Source organism: Orbus hercynius (assembly GCF_003634275.1).
Classification (GTDB): domain Bacteria; phylum Pseudomonadota; class Gammaproteobacteria; order Enterobacterales; family Orbaceae; genus Orbus; species Orbus hercynius.
Genome location: NZ_RBWY01000001.1, coordinates 196,165 through 215,790, shown reverse-complemented (window position 1 = coordinate 215,790; position 19,626 = coordinate 196,165). Strand labels below are relative to the sequence as shown.

The 19,626-nt window shown below is 37.4% G+C and carries 23 protein-coding genes and 3 tRNA genes; 14 read left to right on the top strand and 12 right to left on the bottom strand.

Going from position 1 to position 19,626, the window contains the following annotated elements; translation table 11 throughout:
- Positions 1-32: 32 nt before the first annotated feature.
- The 4 genes from DES39_RS11105 to infA all read left to right on the top strand — a co-directional run bounded on the left by DES39_RS11105 (position 33) and on the right by infA (position 3,091).
- Positions 33-290: a YhdT family protein gene (locus tag DES39_RS11105; protein WP_121143931.1), complete on the top strand. Its 258-nt coding sequence runs from the start codon at positions 33-35 to the stop codon at positions 288-290.
- A 7-nt stretch (positions 291-297) separates the two neighbouring features.
- Positions 298-1,734 carry a sodium/pantothenate symporter gene (panF, locus tag DES39_RS01090; RefSeq protein ID WP_121143930.1) on the top strand — a complete coding sequence of 479 codons (1,437 nt, stop codon included), beginning with the start codon at positions 298-300 and terminating at the stop codon, positions 1,732-1,734.
- Positions 1,734-2,618, top strand: a complete 885-nt coding sequence (gene prmA / locus DES39_RS01085) for a 50S ribosomal protein L11 methyltransferase (protein WP_121143929.1) — start codon at positions 1,734-1,736, stop codon at positions 2,616-2,618. The genes panF and prmA overlap by 1 nt, the downstream gene beginning before the upstream one ends.
- 254 nt (positions 2,619-2,872) lie before the next feature.
- A complete protein-coding gene (gene infA / locus DES39_RS01080; protein ID WP_025315083.1) occupies positions 2,873-3,091 on the top strand; it encodes a translation initiation factor IF-1 in 219 nt (72 codons plus the stop codon).
- 86 nt (positions 3,092-3,177) lie between these two features.
- Here the strand turns inward: infA and DES39_RS01075 are convergent, their stop codons facing one another.
- Together DES39_RS01075 and DES39_RS01070 are read right to left on the bottom strand one after the other, a co-directional pair.
- Positions 3,178-4,677 carry an amino acid permease gene (locus DES39_RS01075; RefSeq protein WP_121143928.1) on the bottom strand — a complete coding sequence of 500 codons (1,500 nt, stop codon included), beginning with the start codon at positions 4,675-4,677 and terminating at the stop codon, positions 3,178-3,180.
- Between the two features lie 99 nt (positions 4,678-4,776).
- Positions 4,777-5,043, bottom strand: coding sequence for a YkgJ family cysteine cluster protein (locus DES39_RS01070; protein WP_121143927.1), 267 nt, complete (start codon positions 5,041-5,043; stop codon positions 4,777-4,779).
- A gap of 96 nt (positions 5,044-5,139) precedes the next feature.
- Between DES39_RS01070 and yeiP the strand changes: the two genes are divergently transcribed.
- The 5 genes from yeiP to DES39_RS01045 are packed head-to-tail and all read left to right on the top strand — an operon-like array spanning position 5,140 to position 8,952.
- Entirely contained in the window at positions 5,140-5,712 is a 573-nt protein-coding gene (yeiP, locus tag DES39_RS01065; RefSeq protein ID WP_121143926.1) for an elongation factor P-like protein YeiP, read from the top strand.
- Between the two features lie 15 nt (positions 5,713-5,727).
- Positions 5,728-6,450, top strand: coding sequence for a phosphatase PAP2 family protein (locus tag DES39_RS01060; protein ID WP_121143925.1), 723 nt, complete (start codon positions 5,728-5,730; stop codon positions 6,448-6,450).
- 10 nt (positions 6,451-6,460) lie between these two features.
- Positions 6,461-7,354 carry a tRNA 2-thiocytidine(32) synthetase TtcA gene (ttcA, locus tag DES39_RS01055; protein WP_121143924.1) on the top strand — a complete coding sequence of 298 codons (894 nt, stop codon included), beginning with the start codon at positions 6,461-6,463 and terminating at the stop codon, positions 7,352-7,354.
- Positions 7,355-8,485: a radical SAM family heme chaperone HemW gene (gene hemW, locus DES39_RS01050; RefSeq protein WP_121143923.1), complete on the top strand. Its 1,131-nt coding sequence runs from the start codon at positions 7,355-7,357 to the stop codon at positions 8,483-8,485. It abuts the gene before it with no gap.
- 44 nt (positions 8,486-8,529) lie between these two features.
- Positions 8,530-8,952 carry a hypothetical protein gene (locus DES39_RS01045; RefSeq protein WP_121143922.1) on the top strand — a complete coding sequence of 141 codons (423 nt, stop codon included), beginning with the start codon at positions 8,530-8,532 and terminating at the stop codon, positions 8,950-8,952.
- On the opposite strand, the gene pgeF is transcribed toward DES39_RS01045, so the two are convergent.
- Positions 8,953-9,684, bottom strand: coding sequence for a peptidoglycan editing factor PgeF (pgeF, locus tag DES39_RS01040; RefSeq protein ID WP_121143921.1), 732 nt, complete (start codon positions 9,682-9,684; stop codon positions 8,953-8,955). It lies immediately after the preceding gene.
- Between the two features lie 10 nt (positions 9,685-9,694).
- Positions 9,695-10,684, bottom strand: coding sequence for a 23S rRNA pseudouridine(1911/1915/1917) synthase RluD (gene rluD, locus DES39_RS01035; RefSeq protein WP_121143920.1), 990 nt, complete (start codon positions 10,682-10,684; stop codon positions 9,695-9,697).
- A 170-nt stretch (positions 10,685-10,854) separates the two neighbouring features.
- Here rluD and bamD point away from each other — a divergent pair, with 170 nt between their 5' ends.
- Positions 10,855-11,634, top strand: coding sequence for an outer membrane protein assembly factor BamD (gene bamD / locus DES39_RS01030; protein ID WP_121143919.1), 780 nt, complete (start codon positions 10,855-10,857; stop codon positions 11,632-11,634).
- A 396-nt stretch (positions 11,635-12,030) separates the two neighbouring features.
- On the top strand, positions 12,031-12,843 hold the full coding sequence (locus tag DES39_RS01025) for a tetratricopeptide repeat protein (RefSeq protein WP_121143918.1): 813 nt from the start codon (positions 12,031-12,033) through the stop codon (positions 12,841-12,843).
- A 95-nt stretch (positions 12,844-12,938) separates the two neighbouring features.
- Here the strand turns inward: DES39_RS01025 and tusA are convergent, their stop codons facing one another.
- The 6 genes from tusA to DES39_RS00995 all read right to left on the bottom strand — a co-directional run bounded on the left by tusA (position 12,939) and on the right by DES39_RS00995 (position 17,309).
- Positions 12,939-13,166: a sulfurtransferase TusA gene (gene tusA / locus DES39_RS01020; protein WP_121143917.1), complete on the bottom strand. Its 228-nt coding sequence runs from the start codon at positions 13,164-13,166 to the stop codon at positions 12,939-12,941.
- A 1-nt stretch (position 13,167) separates the two neighbouring features.
- Positions 13,168-13,986, bottom strand: a complete 819-nt coding sequence (locus DES39_RS01015) for a Cof-type HAD-IIB family hydrolase (RefSeq protein ID WP_121143916.1) — start codon at positions 13,984-13,986, stop codon at positions 13,168-13,170.
- Positions 13,987-14,054: 68 nt separating this feature from the next.
- Positions 14,055-15,245 carry a secretin N-terminal domain-containing protein gene (locus tag DES39_RS01010; RefSeq protein ID WP_147405405.1) on the bottom strand — a complete coding sequence of 397 codons (1,191 nt, stop codon included), beginning with the start codon at positions 15,243-15,245 and terminating at the stop codon, positions 14,055-14,057.
- Positions 15,246-15,318: 73 nt separating this feature from the next.
- Positions 15,319-15,693 (bottom strand): hypothetical protein, encoded by a 375-nt coding sequence (locus DES39_RS01005; protein ID WP_121143914.1) that lies wholly within the window; start codon positions 15,691-15,693, stop codon positions 15,319-15,321.
- Positions 15,694-15,719: 26 nt separating this feature from the next.
- Positions 15,720-16,229, bottom strand: a complete 510-nt coding sequence (locus tag DES39_RS01000) for a hypothetical protein (protein WP_121143913.1) — start codon at positions 16,227-16,229, stop codon at positions 15,720-15,722.
- Between the two features lie 18 nt (positions 16,230-16,247).
- Positions 16,248-17,309 (bottom strand): PilN domain-containing protein, encoded by a 1,062-nt coding sequence (locus DES39_RS00995; RefSeq protein ID WP_170143297.1) that lies wholly within the window; start codon positions 17,307-17,309, stop codon positions 16,248-16,250.
- 195 nt (positions 17,310-17,504) lie between these two features.
- On the opposite strand from DES39_RS00995, the gene DES39_RS00990 reads away from it, so the two are divergent.
- The 3 genes from DES39_RS00990 (at position 17,505) to DES39_RS00980 (ending at position 17,826) form a co-directional block, all read left to right on the top strand.
- Positions 17,505-17,580, top strand: a tRNA-Val gene (locus DES39_RS00990).
- Between the two features lie 52 nt (positions 17,581-17,632).
- A tRNA-Val gene (locus DES39_RS00985) sits at positions 17,633-17,708 on the top strand.
- 42 nt (positions 17,709-17,750) lie between these two features.
- Positions 17,751-17,826 (top strand) — tRNA-Lys (locus DES39_RS00980).
- A gap of 287 nt (positions 17,827-18,113) precedes the next feature.
- Here DES39_RS00980 and DES39_RS00975 read toward each other — a convergent pair.
- Positions 18,114-18,527: a DUF1090 domain-containing protein gene (locus tag DES39_RS00975; RefSeq protein ID WP_121143911.1), complete on the bottom strand. Its 414-nt coding sequence runs from the start codon at positions 18,525-18,527 to the stop codon at positions 18,114-18,116.
- A 43-nt stretch (positions 18,528-18,570) separates the two neighbouring features.
- Positions 18,571-19,506: a type I pantothenate kinase gene (gene coaA, locus DES39_RS00970; protein ID WP_121143910.1), complete on the bottom strand. Its 936-nt coding sequence runs from the start codon at positions 19,504-19,506 to the stop codon at positions 18,571-18,573.
- Between the last annotated feature and the right edge of the window lie 120 nt (positions 19,507-19,626).

Below are 19,626 nucleotides of genomic sequence, written 5' to 3'. Positions count from 1 at the left end.
TCCCTTTATGGTAATTAAGTATAAGTACAGCGATGGATAAACGTTATTTACAAGCTAATAAAGAAGCGAAATTATCATTATATATTACAGTTTGTTACCTTATTTGTTGGAGCTTTTTTGCCTATTTTAGTTACGATGAAATCGGCATCTTTGGTCTCCCTCTCTGGTTCGAACTTTCGTGTATTTTCGCCCCAATAAGCTTTATTATTGTTTGCAGCATCGTCGTTAAATATCTATTTAAAGATATTTCCCTTGAAATTCAGGCTGACAAAAAAACGTGTAATGAGTAAATAAGCCATGCATATCGATATCATTATTCCTTTAATATTATATTTAATACTCGTCTTTGCAATCTCAGGCTATGCTTATCTCAAGCGCAAAAAAACCGACCAATTTACTGATTACTTTATCGGTAATAGAACAATGGGCGGATTTTTACTTGCCATGACAATTGCTGCAACTTATATCAGTGCCAGCTCATTTATTGGCGGTCCAGGGGCTGCTTATAAATTCGGTTTGGGATGGGTGTTGCTAGCGATGATTCAAGTACCAACCGTTTTATTGTCACTAGGCATTTTAGGTAAAAAATTTGCTATTCTTGCCCGTCAATACAATGCAATAACCTTAAGTGATATGTTATATGTACGCTATAAAAGCCATTTAATCGTCTGGTTTGCAAGCCTTGCAATTGTCGTTGCCTTTATTGGTGCAATGACCGTGCAATTCATCGGTGGCGCTCGTTTACTTGAATCTTCAGTGGGAATCCCCTATGGTTATGGATTACTGATATTTGGTATTGGTACTGTTATCTATACCGCTTTTGGAGGTTTTCGAGCCGGTATTTTAAATGATGCCTTTCAAGGTATTGTCATGCTTGTTGGTGCTATCATTTTACTCATCGCAGTCATTTACGTCGGTGGTGGATTGCCAAATATACTAAGCGAGATAAAGCAAATAGATCCGGCGCTGCTCACGCCACAAGGTCCAAATAATTTTATGGACTTTCCATTTATGGCATCATTTTGGATTTTAGTTTGTTTTGGCGTAGTTGGCTTACCACATACCGCGGTGAGATGTATGGCGTATAAAGATAGTAAAGCGGTGCATCGTGGTATTATTCTCGGTACGATCATTGTGGCAATTATCATGTTTACCATGCACTTATCAGGCGCACTTGGGCATGCTATCTTGCCCGATCTCGCGATTCCTGATCAAGTAGTGCCCAATTTAATTGTGCAAGTATTGCCCCCTATTGCTGCGGGTATTTTCCTTGCTGCGCCATTAGCCGCAATTATGTCAACAATCAACTCACAATTACTACAAGTCTCGTCAGTGATTATCAAGGATCTCTTTTTATCTATTAAACCCGAGATGAAGAAATACGACAAATTGCTCACGCGATTATCGGTGGTTATTACGTTTATTTTTGGTGGATTATTAATTTTAGCCGCCTGGACCCCACCTGATATGGTCATTTGGTTAAATTTACTTGCCTTTGGTGGACTTGAAGCCGTCTTTTTATGGCCTTTAGTATTAGGTTTATATTGGAAAAAAGCCAATGCTTGTGGTGCACTAAGCTCAATGATTTCAGGGGCAGCATGTTATGCCATTTTGGCAAGTTTTAATATTAAATTATTTGATTTTCATCCCATTGTACCCGCATTAATCTTAGGATTAATCACGTTTCTTATTGCCAACCAATTGGGTAACTCTTTACAAAAAAAGGATAGATAATGCCTTGGATCCAACTCAAAATTAACACAACCTATGAACTTGCCGAGCCGTTGAGTGATTTACTCGAAGAGAGTGGCGCAGTGTCGGTGACTTTTCAAGATACCTACGATACGCCAGTATTTGAACCATTGCCGGGTGAAACCCGTTTATGGGGTAATACTGATGTAATTGGTTTATATGAGGCTGAAACCAATACCGAGCAGCTCATTGAAGTCTTAAAATTATCACCATTATTTAATGATAATCTGCACTATAAAATCGAACAGCTTGAAGATAAAGATTGGGAACGTGAATGGATGGATGATTTTCACCCAATGCAATTTGGTCAGCGACTCTGGATTTGCCCAAGCTGGCGTGAAATTCCCGATCCCAATGCAGTCAACGTTATGCTTGATCCTGGGCTGGCTTTTGGCACAGGAACGCATCCAACAACGGCGCTGTGCTTAGCATGGCTAGACAGTTTAGACTTACAAGGTAAAACGATTATTGATTATGGCTGTGGCTCAGGGATTCTGGCTATCGCAGCATTAAAACTCGGTGCTAAAGCCGCAATCGGTATTGATATCGATCCACAAGCCCTGCAAGCGAGCCGCGATAATGCCCAGCGCAATAACGTCAGCGAGAAACTTGCACTTTATCTAGCAAAGGATATTCCTGATCACCTATTAGCCGATGTTGTTGTTGCTAATATCTTAGCCGGTCCTTTAACTGAATTAGAACCCAATATTCGTATTCTAATCAAGCCTTCTGGCTTACTCGGGTTATCTGGAATTTTAGAGAATCAGTCAGACAGAGTTTGTAAGGCTTACCAAACTCATTTTGATCTTGACCCTATCTCAACGCAAGAAGAGTGGTGTCGTATTACTGGCAAAAAGTACCAATAGTACCAAAGTTGCTAATAAACTGTTCGTTGATGTGTTACAATAGCCCCAAAGTATATTGTTAAAAAACGAACAGTATCTTAGCTAAAGTAAACTTAATTCGCTAAAATCATAGAAACCACTTTACATCTGGCAATTTTTTGGGCATCATTTTGTCGCTATTTATCATTTGGAAAGACTGGTACATACTAAATCAGCAAGATCTTGTATGTAGGTAAATTTAGCACTTTTAGTAAAATAAACATCACGAGGACCCAATGGCAAAAGAAGATAACATTGAAATGCAAGGCACAATACTTGATACATTACCTAACACAATGTTTCGTGTAGAACTAGAAAATGGTCATGTTGTTACTGCGCACATTTCTGGCAAAATGCGCAAAAACTATATCCGAATTTTAACTGGCGATAAAGTCACGGTTGAAATGACCCCATATGACTTATCTAAAGCCCGCATTATCTTTCGTAGTCGCTAATATTCTTCTACTTTCCCTATATTCAGTGATACTGTATCGCGCAGCGCAGCGCGATACTTGTTATCTTAATGAACAACTTAGTCTAACTAGGGTTTAATGCGACTAAAATCCATATCTTGATACTTCACCCACTTTGTACGTTTAACTAGCTTGTAACCGAGCATAATCAATAAGAACATTGGAATACCAATATAGGTTGCAATTGCGCCATTCCAATCAATCTGATCTTGTAAAAATGCTTCATAATTCTGTCCAAGCGTAATAATTAAACAAAGCACAAACGCAAATATTGGTCCAAATGGAAATAAGCTTGAACGATAGGGTAATTGTTGAATATCCAACCCTTGTGCAATATATCCCTTTCTAAAGCGATAATGACTGATTGCGATACCTAACCAAGCAATAAAGCCCGTCATACCTGATAAGTTCAGTAACCAAAGATAAACACGTTTATCTTCAAACATTGAGGTGAGAAAACAGAGCATAGCAACACAAGTTGTGGCGAATAAGGCCATTCTTGGCACACCCGATTTAGATAAACGTGCAAAAATTCTTGGTGCTTTACCTTCTTTTGCTAGTGCATAAAGCATACGAGTTGAGGCGTACATACCTGAGTTACCCGCAGATAAGACTGAGGTTAAAATCACGGCATTCATCAGCGCTGCAGCAAAGAGTAAGCCGGAATTTTCAAATACCAACGTAAAAGGACTTACACTAATATCAGCTTCATCATTACGTAATAACAATGGATCGGTATAAGGAATAATTAAACTAACCACAAAAATAGCTAATACATAAAATAGTAAAATACGCCAAAAAACCTGTTTCATTGATTTAGGAATGTTCTTTTCTGGCTCCTCTGATTCACCCGCTGCAATGCCGATAAGCTCAGTCCCCTGAAATGAAAATCCAACAATCATCGCTACGCCAATCATCGAAGCAAATCCCCCAACAAAAGGCGCATCACCAATTTGCCAATTTTGCCATGGACTAGGGGCATTAGAGACAACTGTTGTCACGCCATCGACTTGCACTAAGGTCGCATGATTGAACCAATTCAAAAAGATATCTGCAATCATGGCTACGCCGAGTATGATAAATACAATAACAGTGACAACTTTAATGAGTGCAAACCAAAATTCAGCCTCACCAAATCCTTTTACTGAAATATAGTTTAAGGCAAAAATCAGACTTAAAAATAACAAACTCCACAGCCAACTATAACTACCAGAATCTAACCAATAAGAAATAACAAGTTGAGCGGCAACCAAGTCGACGGCAACGGTAATTGCCCAGTTATACCAATAATTCCAGCCAATTGCGAAACCGAATGATTCATCGACATAACGAGCACCATAGGTGGCAAAGGTCCCCGATACGGGAAGATAAGCAGCGAGCTCACCAAGACTTGTCATTAAAAAGTAAACCATCAGTCCAATAATCACATAACACAGTAATGCACCAGCAGGGCCTGCTTGGGCGATTGTTGCGCCTGAACCAACAAATAAGCCCGTTCCGATCGAGCCACCGATTGCAATCATCGTAAGATGACGCGCTTTAAGATCACGTTTAAGAGTATTTTGCATATTAAAATGTTAATAAAAATAAATTTGTGGGAAGTTTAACAAAAAAAAGCGGATGCGAGATAAATAATTCTAATAAAACTTATCTTATATTAAAATTATTTAAGGTTGAGTCTGTTTTTCTAGATTTTGTAGATAATCAACAGCGTCTTGTCGATTATTACCGCACATTTCCTGATTAGGTTGTAATCGAACGCATACTGTTGGTCTTGATGTTTTACCAAACAGTAAACAACGGTGTTGGTTATCGAGCTGAACACAAGGCTCGCCAGCAAGTTTACCATTTGGCATTCCTGGAATTGAACTGGAAATAGATGGCACTACGCAGCAGGCACCACAATTTTCTCGACATTGAAAACCACAATTCACAACTCATGCCTTATTCAATAAATTTGCTGGTGACAATAGCAAGATAGCGCTAAAATAGCGAGCTTATTTTAGCATATTACAATTAGGTACAAAATTATGGCAAAGGCAAACGAAGTTAAGCGTGGCGATGCAATCGCTTATAACGGCAAATTATTACTTGTTAAAGATGTTGAAGTACAAAGCCCAAGTGCCCGTGGCGCAAGTACTCTCTATAAAATGCGTTTTGCAGATGTAAAAACCGGTTTAAAAGTTGAAGAGCGTTTTAAAGGCGATGATATTTTAGAGACTATCGAACTTAATCGTCGCCCTGTCACCTTCTCCTATATTGATGGCGATGAATATGTTTTTATGGATGATGAAGACTTTACACCTTATTCATTTAAACAAGAACAAATCGAAGATGAATTACTGTTTATTCCTGAAGGCGGTATTCCTGGCATACATGTGTTAACTGTTGATGGACAAATCATCGCCCTTGAACTTCCACAAACCGTAGAACTGGAAATTGTTGAAACCAATCCAGGTATCAAAGGGGCATCTGCCAGTGCACGCAGTAAACCCGCTACGTTGACAACCGGTTTAACTGTGCAAGTACCAGAATATATTGATAATGGCGAAAAAATTAAAATTCACGTCGCAGAGCGCCGCTATATGAGCCGAGCTGATTAATTTTATTGAGTGTAGATGATGAAAAAAAAATTAACGCAGATCCTCTTATGGAACGTCTTTGGTATTGTGCTATTATTCAGTCAATACTATACCTATCGTCAGGGTTTTTGGTTCAATATTGATTCCGATGTATTCCATTATTTTAATCAGTTTTTAGATGGTAGCCATCAAGGTTTTCTCTATCTTATTGCTATAACGAATCACCGCAGCTTTGATATTGTCTCATTTTTAGCCATGGCGCTGTTGTACTTTTGCTATTTTCATAAGCAGAACAATGCAAATAAACGAAGAATGATTGTTATTGGTTTAATGATGCTTATCATGGCTGTTTGCATCAAGCAATGGGGTCGTTTTATCCCCATTGCACATGAAAGCCCAACGCTCTACTTTGAACAATTTGAACCCGTCAATCGTATCTCTAAACTGACCCATTTCGGCACCAAAGATGCATCAGGGGACAGTTTTCCGGGTGATCATGGTATGATGTTAATGATTTTTGCCGCATTTATGTGGCGCTATTTTGGCTTAAAAGCGTTTATTCAATCAGCTATCGTTGTAGTTATTTTTTCAGCACCACGTATTATTGCTGGTGCACACTGGTTTACTGATGTCTATGTCGGTTCATTAGCCATTACCAGTATTGTACTCAGCTGGTTCTTAATAACGCCGGCCAGTGATTACTTAGCTAACGTTTTATTACGTTTTATGCCAAAACGTTTTTTTAACACTCCATCATAAAATAAGTGACATGAAAGTTTATAATCAAAATAAATTACATAAACGTTTAAGACGACAAGTTGGTGAAGCGATCGCTGATTTCAATATGATTGAAGAAGGCGATCGTATTATGGTCTGCTTATCAGGCGGCAAAGATAGCTATACGCTGCTTGATATTTTAATGAATTTGAAAATGAGCGCGCCCGTTCATTTTGATTTAATCGCCGTCAATCTTGATCAAAAACAACCCGGCTTCCCTGATCATATATTGCCACAATACTTGCAATCATTGGGCGTGGAATATAAGATTGTGGAAGAGAATACCTATGGTATTGTGAAAGAAAAAGTGCCTGAAGGCAAAACAACTTGTTCACTCTGCTCACGCTTGAGAAGAGGCATCTTATACCGCACCGCAACCGAATTGGGGGCAACTAAAATCGCACTGGGCCATCACCGAGATGACATTTTAGAAACCTTATTTTTAAATATGTTTTATGGTGGCAAAATAAAAGCGATGCCGCCCAAGCTAATGAATGATACCGGTGAACACATTGTTATTAGGCCATTAGCCTATTGCAAAGAGAAAGATATTAGTGCTTATGCACAATTAAAAAACTTCCCAATCATTCCTTGTAATCTTTGCGGCTCTCAACCTAACTTGCAACGTCAAGTGATTAAAGAGATGCTCAATGATTGGGATAAAAAATTTCCAGGCCGGATTGAGACGATGTTTCGTGCCACACAAAACATTACGCTATCTCATCTTTGTGATACGAATCTCTTTGATTTTAAAGCCATTAAAAAAGGCGATACTATTGTTAACGGTGGCGATCTCGCGTTTGATCGTGAAGAGATACCGGCAGTCAGTTTTGATGCTTCAAATATTGAGGAACAAAATATGATTTTATGGCAAGAAGTCAATTAAGTGATGAGCGTAATTCCGTTAAGCCTCTATATTCATATGCCTTGGTGTGTGCAAAAATGCCCCTATTGTGACTTTAATTCACATAACATTAAGCAAACGCCACCTTATGAAGCGTATATTGAGCATCTACTCGCTGACTTACGGCATGATTTGCCATTGAGCCTTGGCCGTGCCATCCACTCCATTTTTATTGGCGGTGGTACACCGAGTCTTTTTTCGTCGGAACTCATTGCACATTTATTAACTACCATCCGCTCTTATATTGATTTTGAAGACAATGCCGAAATTACGCTAGAAGCCAATCCTAATTCAGCCGATGCTAGCTATTTTGTCGGTTATCTTGATGCAGGTATTAATCGTATTTCAATTGGTGTGCAAAGTTTTCAAGCCGATAAGTTAGTTCAGCTTGGTCGCGTGCATAATCCCAATGATGCAATTAAAGCCGCACAGCTAGCACAATCATTGCCTTTGCGCAGTTTTAACCTTGATTTGATGCACGGTTTACCCACGCAGTCATTAGCTGATGCTTTATCAGATCTTAGCCAAGCGGTTGCGCTATCACCACCACACCTATCTTGGTATCAACTCACCATTGAGCCTAATACGCTCTTTGGTTCAAAACCACCCAAATTGCCTGATGAAGATGCTTTGTGGGATATTTATCAACAAGGTCATCAATTATTAACCACAAATGGTTATGAGCAATATGAAACATCCGCTTATGCAAAAGCCGGTTTTCAATGCCAACATAACCTTAATTACTGGCGCTTTGGTGATTATTTAGGTATCGGTTGTGGTGCACACGGTAAGCTCACCCAGCCCGATGGGCGCATTATGCGTACGATAAAAACACGCCACCCAAAAGGTTATATGACCGGACGATACTTAGAAAAATCCTATATTGTTCCGCAAGATGAACTGCCTTTTGAGTTTTTTATGAATCAATTTCGCCTATTTGAAGCAGCGCCTAAAGCGCGTTTTGAGCAACGGACACAACTGCCAATTCAGACTGTCGAGCGGCCAATTGAACAAGCTATACAAAAAGGTTATATCACTGAAGATAACCATTATTGGTATTTAACGCCGCATGGTAAATTATTTCTTAATTCGCTACTAGAGCTATTTTTGTAACTCGATATAATCGTTTCATTTATAACGTTAATAGGACTATTACCTTGAAAAAATATTACTATATCCTTTTATCATTACTGTTATTTTTTATTATTAGTCCAATTTTTAATGGCACTTTCGCCTATCTATTCTTAAGCCTGCAAGACAATGCTAGTTTTTATTTTAAAGCAAAAGACTTTCAGCTATTTGTCACTATCGCCTATATTGTGACGTTTATTCCGGCCTTAATTACCGGTATTCTCTATGGTGCTTTATCTCTAAAACGTTCTAAGGCGAAAATGCTGTGGCTACTGCCAACGCTGGGTTGTATCATTTATTTCATTTATAGCTTGATAGTGGGAATAATAACGGCGTTCGCTGACGATGAGACTGTGTTCATCGCGATGCTTATCGCGTTAATCAGTATTGGCGGGACATTTATCTCCACACTGATTGCCAACGTACTATTAAAAGGAAAAACCCTTTAACTAGTCGAACCAAATGAGCGATGCCATTCTACCGGTCTGTTGTTCACGCCGGTAGGAATAAAATAATTCGCTTTGTGTGTAAGTACAGTAATCCCCACCATAAATCTGGCGGATACCCACTGATTGCAAACGTTGCCGCGCAAGTAAATAAAGATCCGCAAGATATTTTTGCTCGCTAGCATTAATGAGTACAAATGCCTTTATAGCATCAGCATCATAATCGACAAACTGATTTTTCACCTCTTGACCTACTTCAAATCGCTTCGGGCCAATAGCTGGACCAAGCCAAGCCATAATCTGCGACGCGGAACAGTTAAAATGACGCACCGTATTTTCTAAAATACCATTACATAAACCACGCCACCCAGCATGGGCGGTTGCAATTTCATCACCTTGCTTTGAGCAAAATAAGACAGGCAAACAATCAGCAGTCAATACGGCACTCACTGACTTTGCTTGATTACTGTATGAACCATCCGCATCTGTGAGTTGGTAATTGGCTAAATCAAGTACTTTAGTACTATGTATTTGATTGAGCCATACCGGCTCATTTGGCAATGACAAGGCAGAGCTCAACAATTGACGGTTGTGAATGACCCGATTAAGATCATCGCCAACGTGAATCCCTAAATTCAGAAAGTCGTAAGGTGATTGGCTAATGCCGCCCTGACGCGTAGTCGTCAGAGCATGCACATGGGTAGGCACAGGCCAACTCGGATAAATCACCTTCATCTCGTTTCTTCTACCAGTCAATTTCATCTTGATGCAAGCGCGTATCTTCTTGTAAGACTTTGATTAATTGCATCATATCATCGGGAATTGGCGCATGCCATTCCATCTGCTCACCACTAATAGGATGGAATAATCTTAACATCGTTGCATGTAGTGCTTGACGATCAAAATCACGTAAAACATGAATAAACGCTTCGGACGCACCTTTCGGCGGTCTTGGTCTACCACCATATAACGGATCACCAATTAAAGGATGTGCAATATGCGCCATATGGACACGAATTTGGTGAGTTCGCCCGGTTTCAAGACGTAAACGTAATCGGGTATGAGCACGGTATTTTTCCATCACACGATAATGCGTTACCGCCGGCTTACCCGTTGGAAATACAGCCATATGTGTTCGTTTAGTTGGATGACGAGTAATCGGCTGATCCACTTTTCCGCCCGCAGTGATAATCCCCATAATCACCGCCTCATATTCACGGGTAATCTCCCGTAATTGAAGTGACTCAACTAAACGAGTTTGTGCCTCTATTGTTTTAGCGACAACCATCAAACCGGTTGTATCTTTATCTAAACGGTGCACAATACCAGCTCGTGGGACGGTTGCGATTTGTGGATAATGATACAGCAAGGCATTTAATATTGTACCGTTTGGATTACCCGCACCAGGGTGAACAACTAAATCACGTGGTTTATTAATCACTAAAATATCATCATCTTCATAAACAATATTGAGTGAAATTGGCTGTGCTTGATGATTGGTCTCTTCCTCAATCAATGCGGTTAGAACAATATGTTCTCCTCCTAATACACGTTCTTTGGGCTTATCGACGACAACATCGTTAACTTTAACGTAACCATTGACAATCCAGTCTTTAATTCGTGAGCGAGAGTACTGAGAAAATATCTCAGCAAGAGCCTGATCTAATCGCATGCCTAATTGATGTTGCTCAATATCTGCAATTAATTCTATTTTTTGTAGTGTGCTATTTGACATAATTATCTATACTATGAGGAGTTTTCACTCTTGAGTGTTTTAAGCTATGATAAATTAGAGTATCATATACACTTAAATGGGTTAATGTTTATTTTGCATTTCTGACATAAAAGTTTATCTAAAACTTGATGCCAAGATTTTAAAATACATACTAATGGATTAATGATTGAATGAAATTATATCTTAAATATTCTTTTATCGCAGTAATAACGGGTTTATTAATCGGCTGTACGGCCTCCAAGCCCGATGTGGAAAATGTACCAGAATCAGAACTCTACGCCAAAGCAGATCAGGAATTACAAAGCGGCAATATTCGTTCAACAATTACAATTTTAGAAGAACTCGATAAAGCATATCCCTTTGGCCCATACTCACAGCAAGTTCAACTTGATTTAATTTATGCCTATTATAAATCAGGTGACTTACCACTTGCTGTAGCATCTATCGACCGCTTTTTAAAACTCAATCCAACAAGTCCTAATGTCGATTGGGTCATTTATATGCGTGGACTTGCTAACATGGCTCAAGATGATAATCAAATCCAAGGGTGGTTCAATGTTGATCGATCGGATCGGGATACCGCATTTGCGCAAGCTGCTTTTAAAGACTTCAATTATTTAATTCTGAATTTCCCTAATAGTCCTTACAGTTATGATGCAGAAAAACGTTTAGTATTTCTAAAAAATCGTTTAGCCAAATATCAATTAAAAGTGGCTAAATATTACACTGATCGAGGTGCCTATGTGGCCGTGGTTAATCGTGTTGATGGGATGCTACAAACCTTCCCTGATACCGATGCGACTAAACATGCGCTATTATTAATGCGTGATGCCTATAACCAATTAGGGTTAACAGAAGAAGCGAATAAAACCAACCAGCTTATAGAAGCAAACTTGAGTAATGTTAGCTCACCGTTTGACGATGATAAACCCTTCTTATGGATTTTCTAATGTAGTTAAAAATTAGAGGGAGTAAAACTCCCTCATGCCTCCTGAGTTAATAAATACTCTTGTTATTTATGCGTCGTGTTTAATCATTGAATATTAATTGATCACACTAAGCAATCATCAATATGACGCTTAGACTAATCCAATCGATAAAATATAAGCACTTGAGTGATAGCCAATTTAGCTGCGTAACAAACCTATTATATTAAAGCCAATAACAGCAATAACGAGAAAATTTTAAAATACGCTAGAGAAAATAGTTTGTAATAATGATACGTTTTTTCAACGATAAGCATAAATGATGAATTAAAAGTGTGAAGAGACAAATAGCTTGATATAATTTATGAGCAAATACAGGAAATAACCATTATCAACTCACGAATAAAATAAGAAGAAATTATGAAAAATATTCTATTTACTCTATTAATTAGTTGCGGATGTTTAATTGGATTGATGTCTAATGCTAATGCACAAACCGATAAACAGTACGAACTATCTTGTAAAAATGGTGATTTAGCAAGTTGTGATCAACTTGCCTACCTGTATCAAGAAGGAACGGCAGAAATCCCCCAAGATTCAGCAAAAGCCATCGAATTCTATTCGCAAGCCTGTAATGCTAATTATGCTGAAAGCTGTACAAATCTAGGCTATCTGTATCGATATTCAACAAATATTGAGCAAGATAATAATAAAGCATTCACTTTCTATAAAAAAGCCTGTGATCTTGGTAATATGACCGGTTGTAATAATCTTGCATTCCTTTACCATCATGGAGAAGGAACAGATCAAGATACCCAGCAAGCATTTAAATTATATGAATTAGCTTGTAATGGTAATGAAAGTTCAGGTTGTTACAATTTAGGTAATATGTATCAAGAAGGTGATAGTGTTAAGCAGGATGTACCAAAAGCGATGGCATTATACGCTAAAGGATGCAATAACGAACATGCATCTAGCTGTAATAACATTGGCTATTTGTATGATAATGGAGAGGGTGTCACACAAAGCTATACACTAGCAGCTAAGTATTACAAACAAGCCTGTGATTTAGATGAATCGGTCGGATGCTATAACTTAGCTAGCCTCTATGAAGAAGGCCTTGGAGTACGGCAAAACTATGCAAAGTCCAAAGAGTTATATCAAAAATCCTGTGCACTTGGTGATGAAGATAGTTGCAGTGCTTATGCTGATCTCTATAGTAACGGATATTAGTCGGTTTAGTTAACAAAATAGGCACTTACCTCTCATAGGTACCTATTGTTTCATTCAGCATTCGATTGTATCAATACAAATTAGTTACTGCCTAATTAGCGTTTTGCAATCCAATAGTGATAAGGTTTTTGATCTGTCTGCATCTGTAGTAGCTGATGATCCATATGTCGACAAAATCCTGGAATATCCCTTACGGTCGCAGGGTCATCAGCAATAATATGTAGGACATCTCCAATGACCATATCCCTTATTGTTTTACGTACTAACATAATGGGTTCTGGGCAACGCAGTCCCAACGTATCTAATTCTTTATCAGCTTGCATATTAAATCGCTGAGGCAAAAAAAAGTTTATTCAAATAATGAGGTACTGCATCATCAGCATTTGTACCGATAATTTCTAAATGAGGCAATCGCATTTTTAGTTCATCACTAGCATTTTGCATAATACAGCCCTTACCCGCCATCGATAACATCTCAAAATCATTCATTCCATCACCAAATGCAATACAATCTTGTGCCGAAAATCCTAACTGTTTTGCGACAGCTTGCAAAGCATAACCTTTTGAAACTTGACTTCCCATAACTTCTAAGCAATTTAATGTAGAGAAAGTGACACTAATTTGCGCCCCATATTTCGCTTCTAACCGATTTTTCACCTTAACTAAATGTGCATGATGCCCATCTTCAGTAATCGAAAAATAGATTTTGGCAATATGATGTGTATCAAAGTCTAGAGGATCGAAAAACTGATAAGTAAAATTAGTATCTTTAAAATAGCCTAAAGAATACTCATCTTCTTTATTAATCAACCATTCATCTCCTCGATAAACATGTGTATAAATAAGCGGTTCATGCATCGCTATTTGTGCAATTTCAGCAGCAATATTAGGATCAACATTTTTACTATAGATCAAATTGCCTTGACTATCATGTACCCTTGCACCATTTGAGGTAATCATAAAAGCATCAATAGCCATATTTTCGCGCATTTGTGCGACATCAATGTGATGGCGACCAGTTGCAAAAATAAAATTGATGTTTTGTTTTCGTAATGCTTGGAGAATTTTTTTAGTATAAGCAGATAAACTATGCTGAGAATTTAACAATGTACCGTCAAGATCGGATGCTACAATATGAAACATAACTCACTCTTATTATCAATAATATATGGTTATAATTATACTCCATTGATGCCAACCATAAAAGTAAATTAAAACTGGATTATTTGTGGGGTAATAAAAATCACCAACTCACGTCGTTCAAGTTTAGATCCTTTATATCGAAACAACCCTCCGAAAATAGGAAGTTTGCTAAGACCTGGCACAGTGCGATGATCTTGATGTTTGGTTTGTTGAAAAATTCCGCCTAGCACTAATGTTTCACCACTGTTAACAAACACTTGCGTACGAATTTCTTGTGTGTCAATTGCTAACGTTTCACCATCATCGCTACGTTTAATTGATCGCCCCGCTGAATTTTGTGTTATATATAAGGTAAGTTCCATGAGTCCATTTTTTAGCAAACGTGGCGTAACTTCCAGCCCTAAAACTGCCTGTTTAAACTCAATTGAAGTCGAGCCATTATAACCTGTTGTAACTTCGTAAGGAATTTCAGTACCTTGTTTAATCGATGCAGTATGTTTATCTGCTGTCATTAACATGGGACTAGCAATAATATCTAATTGATTTTCAGCCTCGAGTGCAGATAATTCTAAATTTAATAAATGACCAGATCGCTTAGCCAAATTAAAACCAACTACAGTAGAAGGACTACTAGCGCCCAAATTAGTATTAAGCTGATCTATAAACTGTGATGATGAACCTGTGTATCCCCATTTTATACCAAGCTCCGAAGCGCTTTCATTATTCATTGTGACAATGTGAGCTGATATTTGAACTTGTGGTGTCGGCTGATCCAATATTTCAATTAATGTTTTTATCTTATCGACATTCTTGGCAATATCGTAGACGACTAATACATTGGTCTTTTGCTCAATAAAGATGTTCCCCCGTTCAGATAATACGTGTTGATCTTTAATGATAGTTAACAATGATGTAATATCACTATGATGTATTTTTAACGGTAAGTAGACTAATGGTAAAGATAACTCCTGCTCTTTCTGCTGCAATCGTTGTTGTTCTAATTCATCGGAAGGATTTGGTAAAGGTCCAACCGTTAAAAAATTATTATCAATAATATAATACAGTTTTGCATTTTGAGTAATAAGCGCTAGTGCCTTATCCCAAGTGATATGGTATAAATTAATCGTTTGGATTTGATCAACGGCAACATCTGAGATTAAATTCATCTGACGATAATCGGCTAATGATTGTAAAATCATACTCGTTGGTGTTTGATGAAAACGCATTGAAATCACAGTATCTTGTTGCTCATGAGCCAATACATTTGATTAAATTAAATAGCAAAGCGTGGCTATTAATGTAATCATACTCATGATAAAGCATCGTTTCATCTTACCTTGCTCCCCAATTCATCGTAAAAATAATATTTTTATGGCAATAGTTAGGCAGCGGTGCTTGCCATTTAATTGACTTCGTTGAAATCGTTAAAATTTGCCAGGGCAGTAAGCTCAAAGGAATGACGCCATTAAAGATGGTCAACCAGGCCTGCTGATGACGTAATACAAGGATTGCAGGATATTTTGATTGTAAAGATTCGTCCTGTATTCCACCAAAATACTGCCAACCATTAATTTTTGTGATCAAGTTTGCTTCCAATTGCTGACAAGAACTAAGAGTCGGTGATAAAAAAGGATCTTTAACATCAGGTATGCTTATCTTGGGTAGATACAGCAAAACGCACAACAATAAGCGAGCTATAGAACTCATCGTCAATCCTCATCTCGATTTTCATATTAGATATTAACTGAAAAAATTAAGTGTTTGTCTTGTTCTATAATGGTGAGACCGGTCATACTACTCCCCATATTTTGCTGTGACATTACCTCAATAAAATTGACAAAATGATGGTATAATCCAGAGAATTTCATACTAAGATTCACATAATTATCCCCGTCTTGACTCACCAATTGAATTAGTGCTAAATGACTGTTTGATAATTGCTGTGAAACAAATGTAATTAAATCAGTAATAGTACTTATACTATCTTTGGTTATATTGTGTCGATTATGCTCTATCGCGTTTAAAAGTTGTGATTTTGTTGGATAATAATTTATTTTTTGTTCTAACAATTTTATGTCTGCAAACAGAGACTGGTAATTAAGTTGCTCACGTAAGTATTGCGCTTTAACTGGCGCAATGAACACAAAATAGAATAAAAGGAATAATAAGCTCACGCTAAATATGATTACCAAATGGCGGACCTTCGCCGAGCGCAACAAAAATCGATCAAGCCATTCAATCATAGTTTTTTTCCAAGTCGGTCAAAGAATAACTTGCACGGATAAATTAAACTGAAATAAGTAATCATGTTGATTCACTGATAGCACCTGACGTTGTTGAAAAATACCAGACACATCAATTAATTGTGAAAAAGTGAGAATATCATCATAAGAAAAACTTTCGCCGATAAACACTATGGAGTCCTTATCATACTCAAATGAGCGAAGCCATAGCCCATCAGGTAAGCGATTACTCATCAAACGGAATACATTGACCAACATCATCAATCGTTTATTTAGTAATTCGGACCTATCAACATCAACTTGTAACTGCCTAATGAGACTATCTAATTCTACCAACTCAGCCAATTGTCGATTGCTTTGAGTTAACCGCATCTGCAGCTGTAAATTATCATTAACTTGCTGCTGATACTGGATTATTGTTTGCCAAAATAGTAATGCAGTGATCACAATACTCACTAGAAAATAGCAGGCAATAACAATCAATAAACCCACTCTTTTATGCCTTTTTTGTTGCTGACGCCAAGGCAAAAAGTTGATGCCACCAAGTTGAAACTGACAAGCTAACTGTTCAAAATAAGGTGCATGCTGTTCGAGTACTGTTGAAGATGAAAGTAAATCAGTGGTTATACCAAGAAAATGTAATGATGATACAGGAATACTCTGAAAATAACGGTTTATTACTGACTGAGGATAAGCGTAAACACAAAGGTTCTGGTGCCGATTCAACTCGGGTTCAAGCAGATAATCATAACTCAATGGTAACGCTGTATGAAAAATTTTAGCTAAAACGCTATCAATATACTGCTCAATTTCACCAGACTGTAAACCAATATTAGGTAGCTGCAATTGCCTATGCATAATTTGATTATCTAATAAAATTATGCGATAGATAATCCTGTCTTGGTGTTGAAGAATTGAACTGCAATATTGACTAATGAATGAATTTAAGGTTGTGCTAATATCACTAGTATCAATAATTTCTATAGTCTGTTTGTCAAGAATGTTATAATTTTTACCCTTAAGATGAACAATAAAACCAAGCACACTTTCTGCCTTGATAAAAAATGTGATGTAATACATGAGATGCTCTCCTGATCTTTTCGGCATCTAATTGTCAGTTAAAATACGCTTGGTAATAGCTTAAAAAAACAGCAAATGCGAAAAATCTCACAAAAAGTGTTTAAATTTAAAACGAAAGAGTAATAATTTGCAGAAAAATAAAAAAAATAGTTGACTGGGGCAGCATGATCTTTATAATGCTTTTCCACACAGTAAGGGTGATTAGCTCAGTTGGGAGAGCACCTCCCTTACAAGGAGGGGGTCACTGGTTCGAACCCGGTATCACCCACCAAATCTTTACTGTGTAGAAAGTTAAAATAAAATAATATTTTGTTTTAGCCTTAGGGTGATTAGCTCAGTTGGGAGAGCACCTCCCTTACAAGGAGGGGGTCACTGGTTCGAACCCGGTATCACCCACCATCTTTAAGATGAAATAGATTTGATTGGTATTGTCCCTTTAGTGGGTCGTTAGCTCAGTCGGTAGAGCAGCGGACTTTTAATCCGTTGGTCGAAGGTTCGAATCCTTCACGACCCACCAATTTATTAAGATCACCTGATGGTGATTTTTTTATGCCTGTCATTCGCTCATCACACACATCATGACTCAATTATCATTCTTTGCGACATCTTTTCAAACAGACTTGTTCAATATATATGATTTAATCTGTCTATTCTAAGAGCGACACAAATACTGAGTATATGCATACCAAATAATCAAACCGTTTAATGCCATACGATTAAATTTCACTCATGACAAAATGCGTTTATAAAGTAAAAAAAAACGCAATTTGTATGCCAAATTGCGTTTAAGATTAACCAGATAAACTACTCTGCTTTTAGTTTTTGATGAAATGAATCGAGTTGAGTTTGTGCTTCTTGTAACTCATATTGAGCTTTTTGCAATTTTGCTTGCTGTTTTGCTATTTTACTTGGATCACCTTTAAGCTGAGCTTCTTTTAAATCATCTTGTTTCTCTTGCAATTTAGCTGTTTTCTCTTGAACTTTCTCTTGGTATTTCTTTGCAAGATCATCATTAGAACAATAAGTGTTCACATCAGTTAATGCTTTTTCTAGCCCTTGAACTTGATAAACATTATTCGCTTGTTTAGCATAATCAAGTTGTGTTTGTATCGCGGTTTTTTTACCGGCACAAGTTAAACCTTCAAATTGATTAGCTAAAGCCGATGCACTCATAGTAACAGCTAATGTAATAAGACTCATTTTTAATATATTTTTCATAATTACTTCCTTTTTGTTATATTCACTAAATAATGATATTTAGTTATTTTCTCAGTTGAACATTATCGACTCGATGGTCAACACTTTTTGTTAGAATTAAACTCGCCCTTTCACGAGTAGGTAAGATGTTTTCAAGTAAGTTTAATTCATTAATACTTTTCCAAATATGCTCAGCCTTTTTCAACGCTTCCGTTTCAGGGATCTGCGAATAATGGTGGAAATAGGAGTTTGGATCACTAAAAGCACCGGCCCTAAATTTTAAAAATCGGTTAATATACCAATCGTGTAATAATGGTCTTTCAGCATCAACATAAATCGAAAAATCAACATAATCTGACACAAATACCCGATTACTGGTCGCATGACAATCAACAGGATTTTGTAATACATTGAGTCCTTCAAGAATCAAAATATCCGGACTTTCAATTTCTACCGATTCATTTTCAACAATATCATACACCAGATGAGAATAAACGGGGGCTGAAACATGTGAAACACCCGATTTAATATCAGACACAAATTGCAATAGCTTTTTCAAATCATATGACTGTGGAAAGCCCTTTTTATGCATAATACCACGTTCTTCTAACACTTTATTCGGATATAAGAAACCATCAGTAGTTACTAACGCAACTTTGCGATGTTCTGGCCAGCGAGTTAACAGTGCTTTTAATACCCGAGCAGTGGTGCTCTTGCCTACAGCAACGCTACCTGCAATACCGATAATATACGGCGTTTTATGATTTTTACCTAAAAATTTAGCCAAAATGGCTTGTCGTGTAAAATTATTACCAATGTAATAATTAAGCAATCGAGAGAGCGGCAAATAAATATCCGTTACCTCATCAAGCGATAGCTCTTCATTAATACCTTGTAAAGACTTTAATTCATCAACACTTAGCGTCATCGGTACAGCATTACGTAAAGATGCCCACTCTTGACGACTAAACTTCATATATGGACTTAACTGATTACTCATAAACAATTATCACTTTATTAATATGAACATCGTGCTCTTATTAATCTCGCTTAGCAAGATCCGTTTGTGCTAGCTTACACATAAAATGGATTTTCACCAATTAAAATTAGTCAAGCAATA

What these genes read in the sequence shown, in the direction of transcription:
- DES39_RS11105 (WP_121143931.1), top strand. Translation starts at nt 33, where the DNA reads ATGGATAAACGTTATTTACAAGCTAATAAAGAAGCGAAATTATCATTA.
- panF (WP_121143930.1), top strand. Translation starts at nt 298, where the DNA reads ATGCATATCGATATCATTATTCCTTTAATATTATATTTAATACTCGTC.
- prmA (WP_121143929.1), top strand. Translation starts at nt 1,734, where the DNA reads ATGCCTTGGATCCAACTCAAAATTAACACAACCTATGAACTTGCCGAG.
- infA (WP_025315083.1), top strand. Translation starts at nt 2,873, where the DNA reads ATGGCAAAAGAAGATAACATTGAAATGCAAGGCACAATACTTGATACA.
- DES39_RS01075 (WP_121143928.1), bottom strand. Translation starts at nt 4,677, where the DNA reads ATGCAAAATACTCTTAAACGTGATCTTAAAGCGCGTCATCTTACGATG.
- yeiP (WP_121143926.1), top strand. Translation starts at nt 5,140, where the DNA reads ATGGCAAAGGCAAACGAAGTTAAGCGTGGCGATGCAATCGCTTATAAC.
- DES39_RS01060 (WP_121143925.1), top strand. Translation starts at nt 5,728, where the DNA reads ATGATGAAAAAAAAATTAACGCAGATCCTCTTATGGAACGTCTTTGGT.
- ttcA (WP_121143924.1), top strand. Translation starts at nt 6,461, where the DNA reads ATGAAAGTTTATAATCAAAATAAATTACATAAACGTTTAAGACGACAA.
- pgeF (WP_121143921.1), bottom strand. Translation starts at nt 9,684, where the DNA reads ATGAAGGTGATTTATCCGAGTTGGCCTGTGCCTACCCATGTGCATGCT.
- rluD (WP_121143920.1), bottom strand. Translation starts at nt 10,684, where the DNA reads ATGTCAAATAGCACACTACAAAAAATAGAATTAATTGCAGATATTGAG.
- bamD (WP_121143919.1), top strand. Translation starts at nt 10,855, where the DNA reads ATGAAATTATATCTTAAATATTCTTTTATCGCAGTAATAACGGGTTTA.
- DES39_RS01025 (WP_121143918.1), top strand. Translation starts at nt 12,031, where the DNA reads ATGAAAAATATTCTATTTACTCTATTAATTAGTTGCGGATGTTTAATT.
- tusA (WP_121143917.1), bottom strand. Translation starts at nt 13,166, where the DNA reads ATGCAAGCTGATAAAGAATTAGATACGTTGGGACTGCGTTGCCCAGAA.
- DES39_RS01015 (WP_121143916.1), bottom strand. Translation starts at nt 13,986, where the DNA reads ATGTTTCATATTGTAGCATCCGATCTTGACGGTACATTGTTAAATTCT.
- DES39_RS01005 (WP_121143914.1), bottom strand. Translation starts at nt 15,693, where the DNA reads ATGAGTTCTATAGCTCGCTTATTGTTGTGCGTTTTGCTGTATCTACCC.
- DES39_RS01000 (WP_121143913.1), bottom strand. Translation starts at nt 16,229, where the DNA reads ATGATTGAATGGCTTGATCGATTTTTGTTGCGCTCGGCGAAGGTCCGC.
- DES39_RS00995 (WP_170143297.1), bottom strand. Translation starts at nt 17,309, where the DNA reads ATGTATTACATCACATTTTTTATCAAGGCAGAAAGTGTGCTTGGTTTT.
- DES39_RS00975 (WP_121143911.1), bottom strand. Translation starts at nt 18,527, where the DNA reads ATGAAAAATATATTAAAAATGAGTCTTATTACATTAGCTGTTACTATG.
- coaA (WP_121143910.1), bottom strand. Translation starts at nt 19,506, where the DNA reads ATGAGTAATCAGTTAAGTCCATATATGAAGTTTAGTCGTCAAGAGTGG.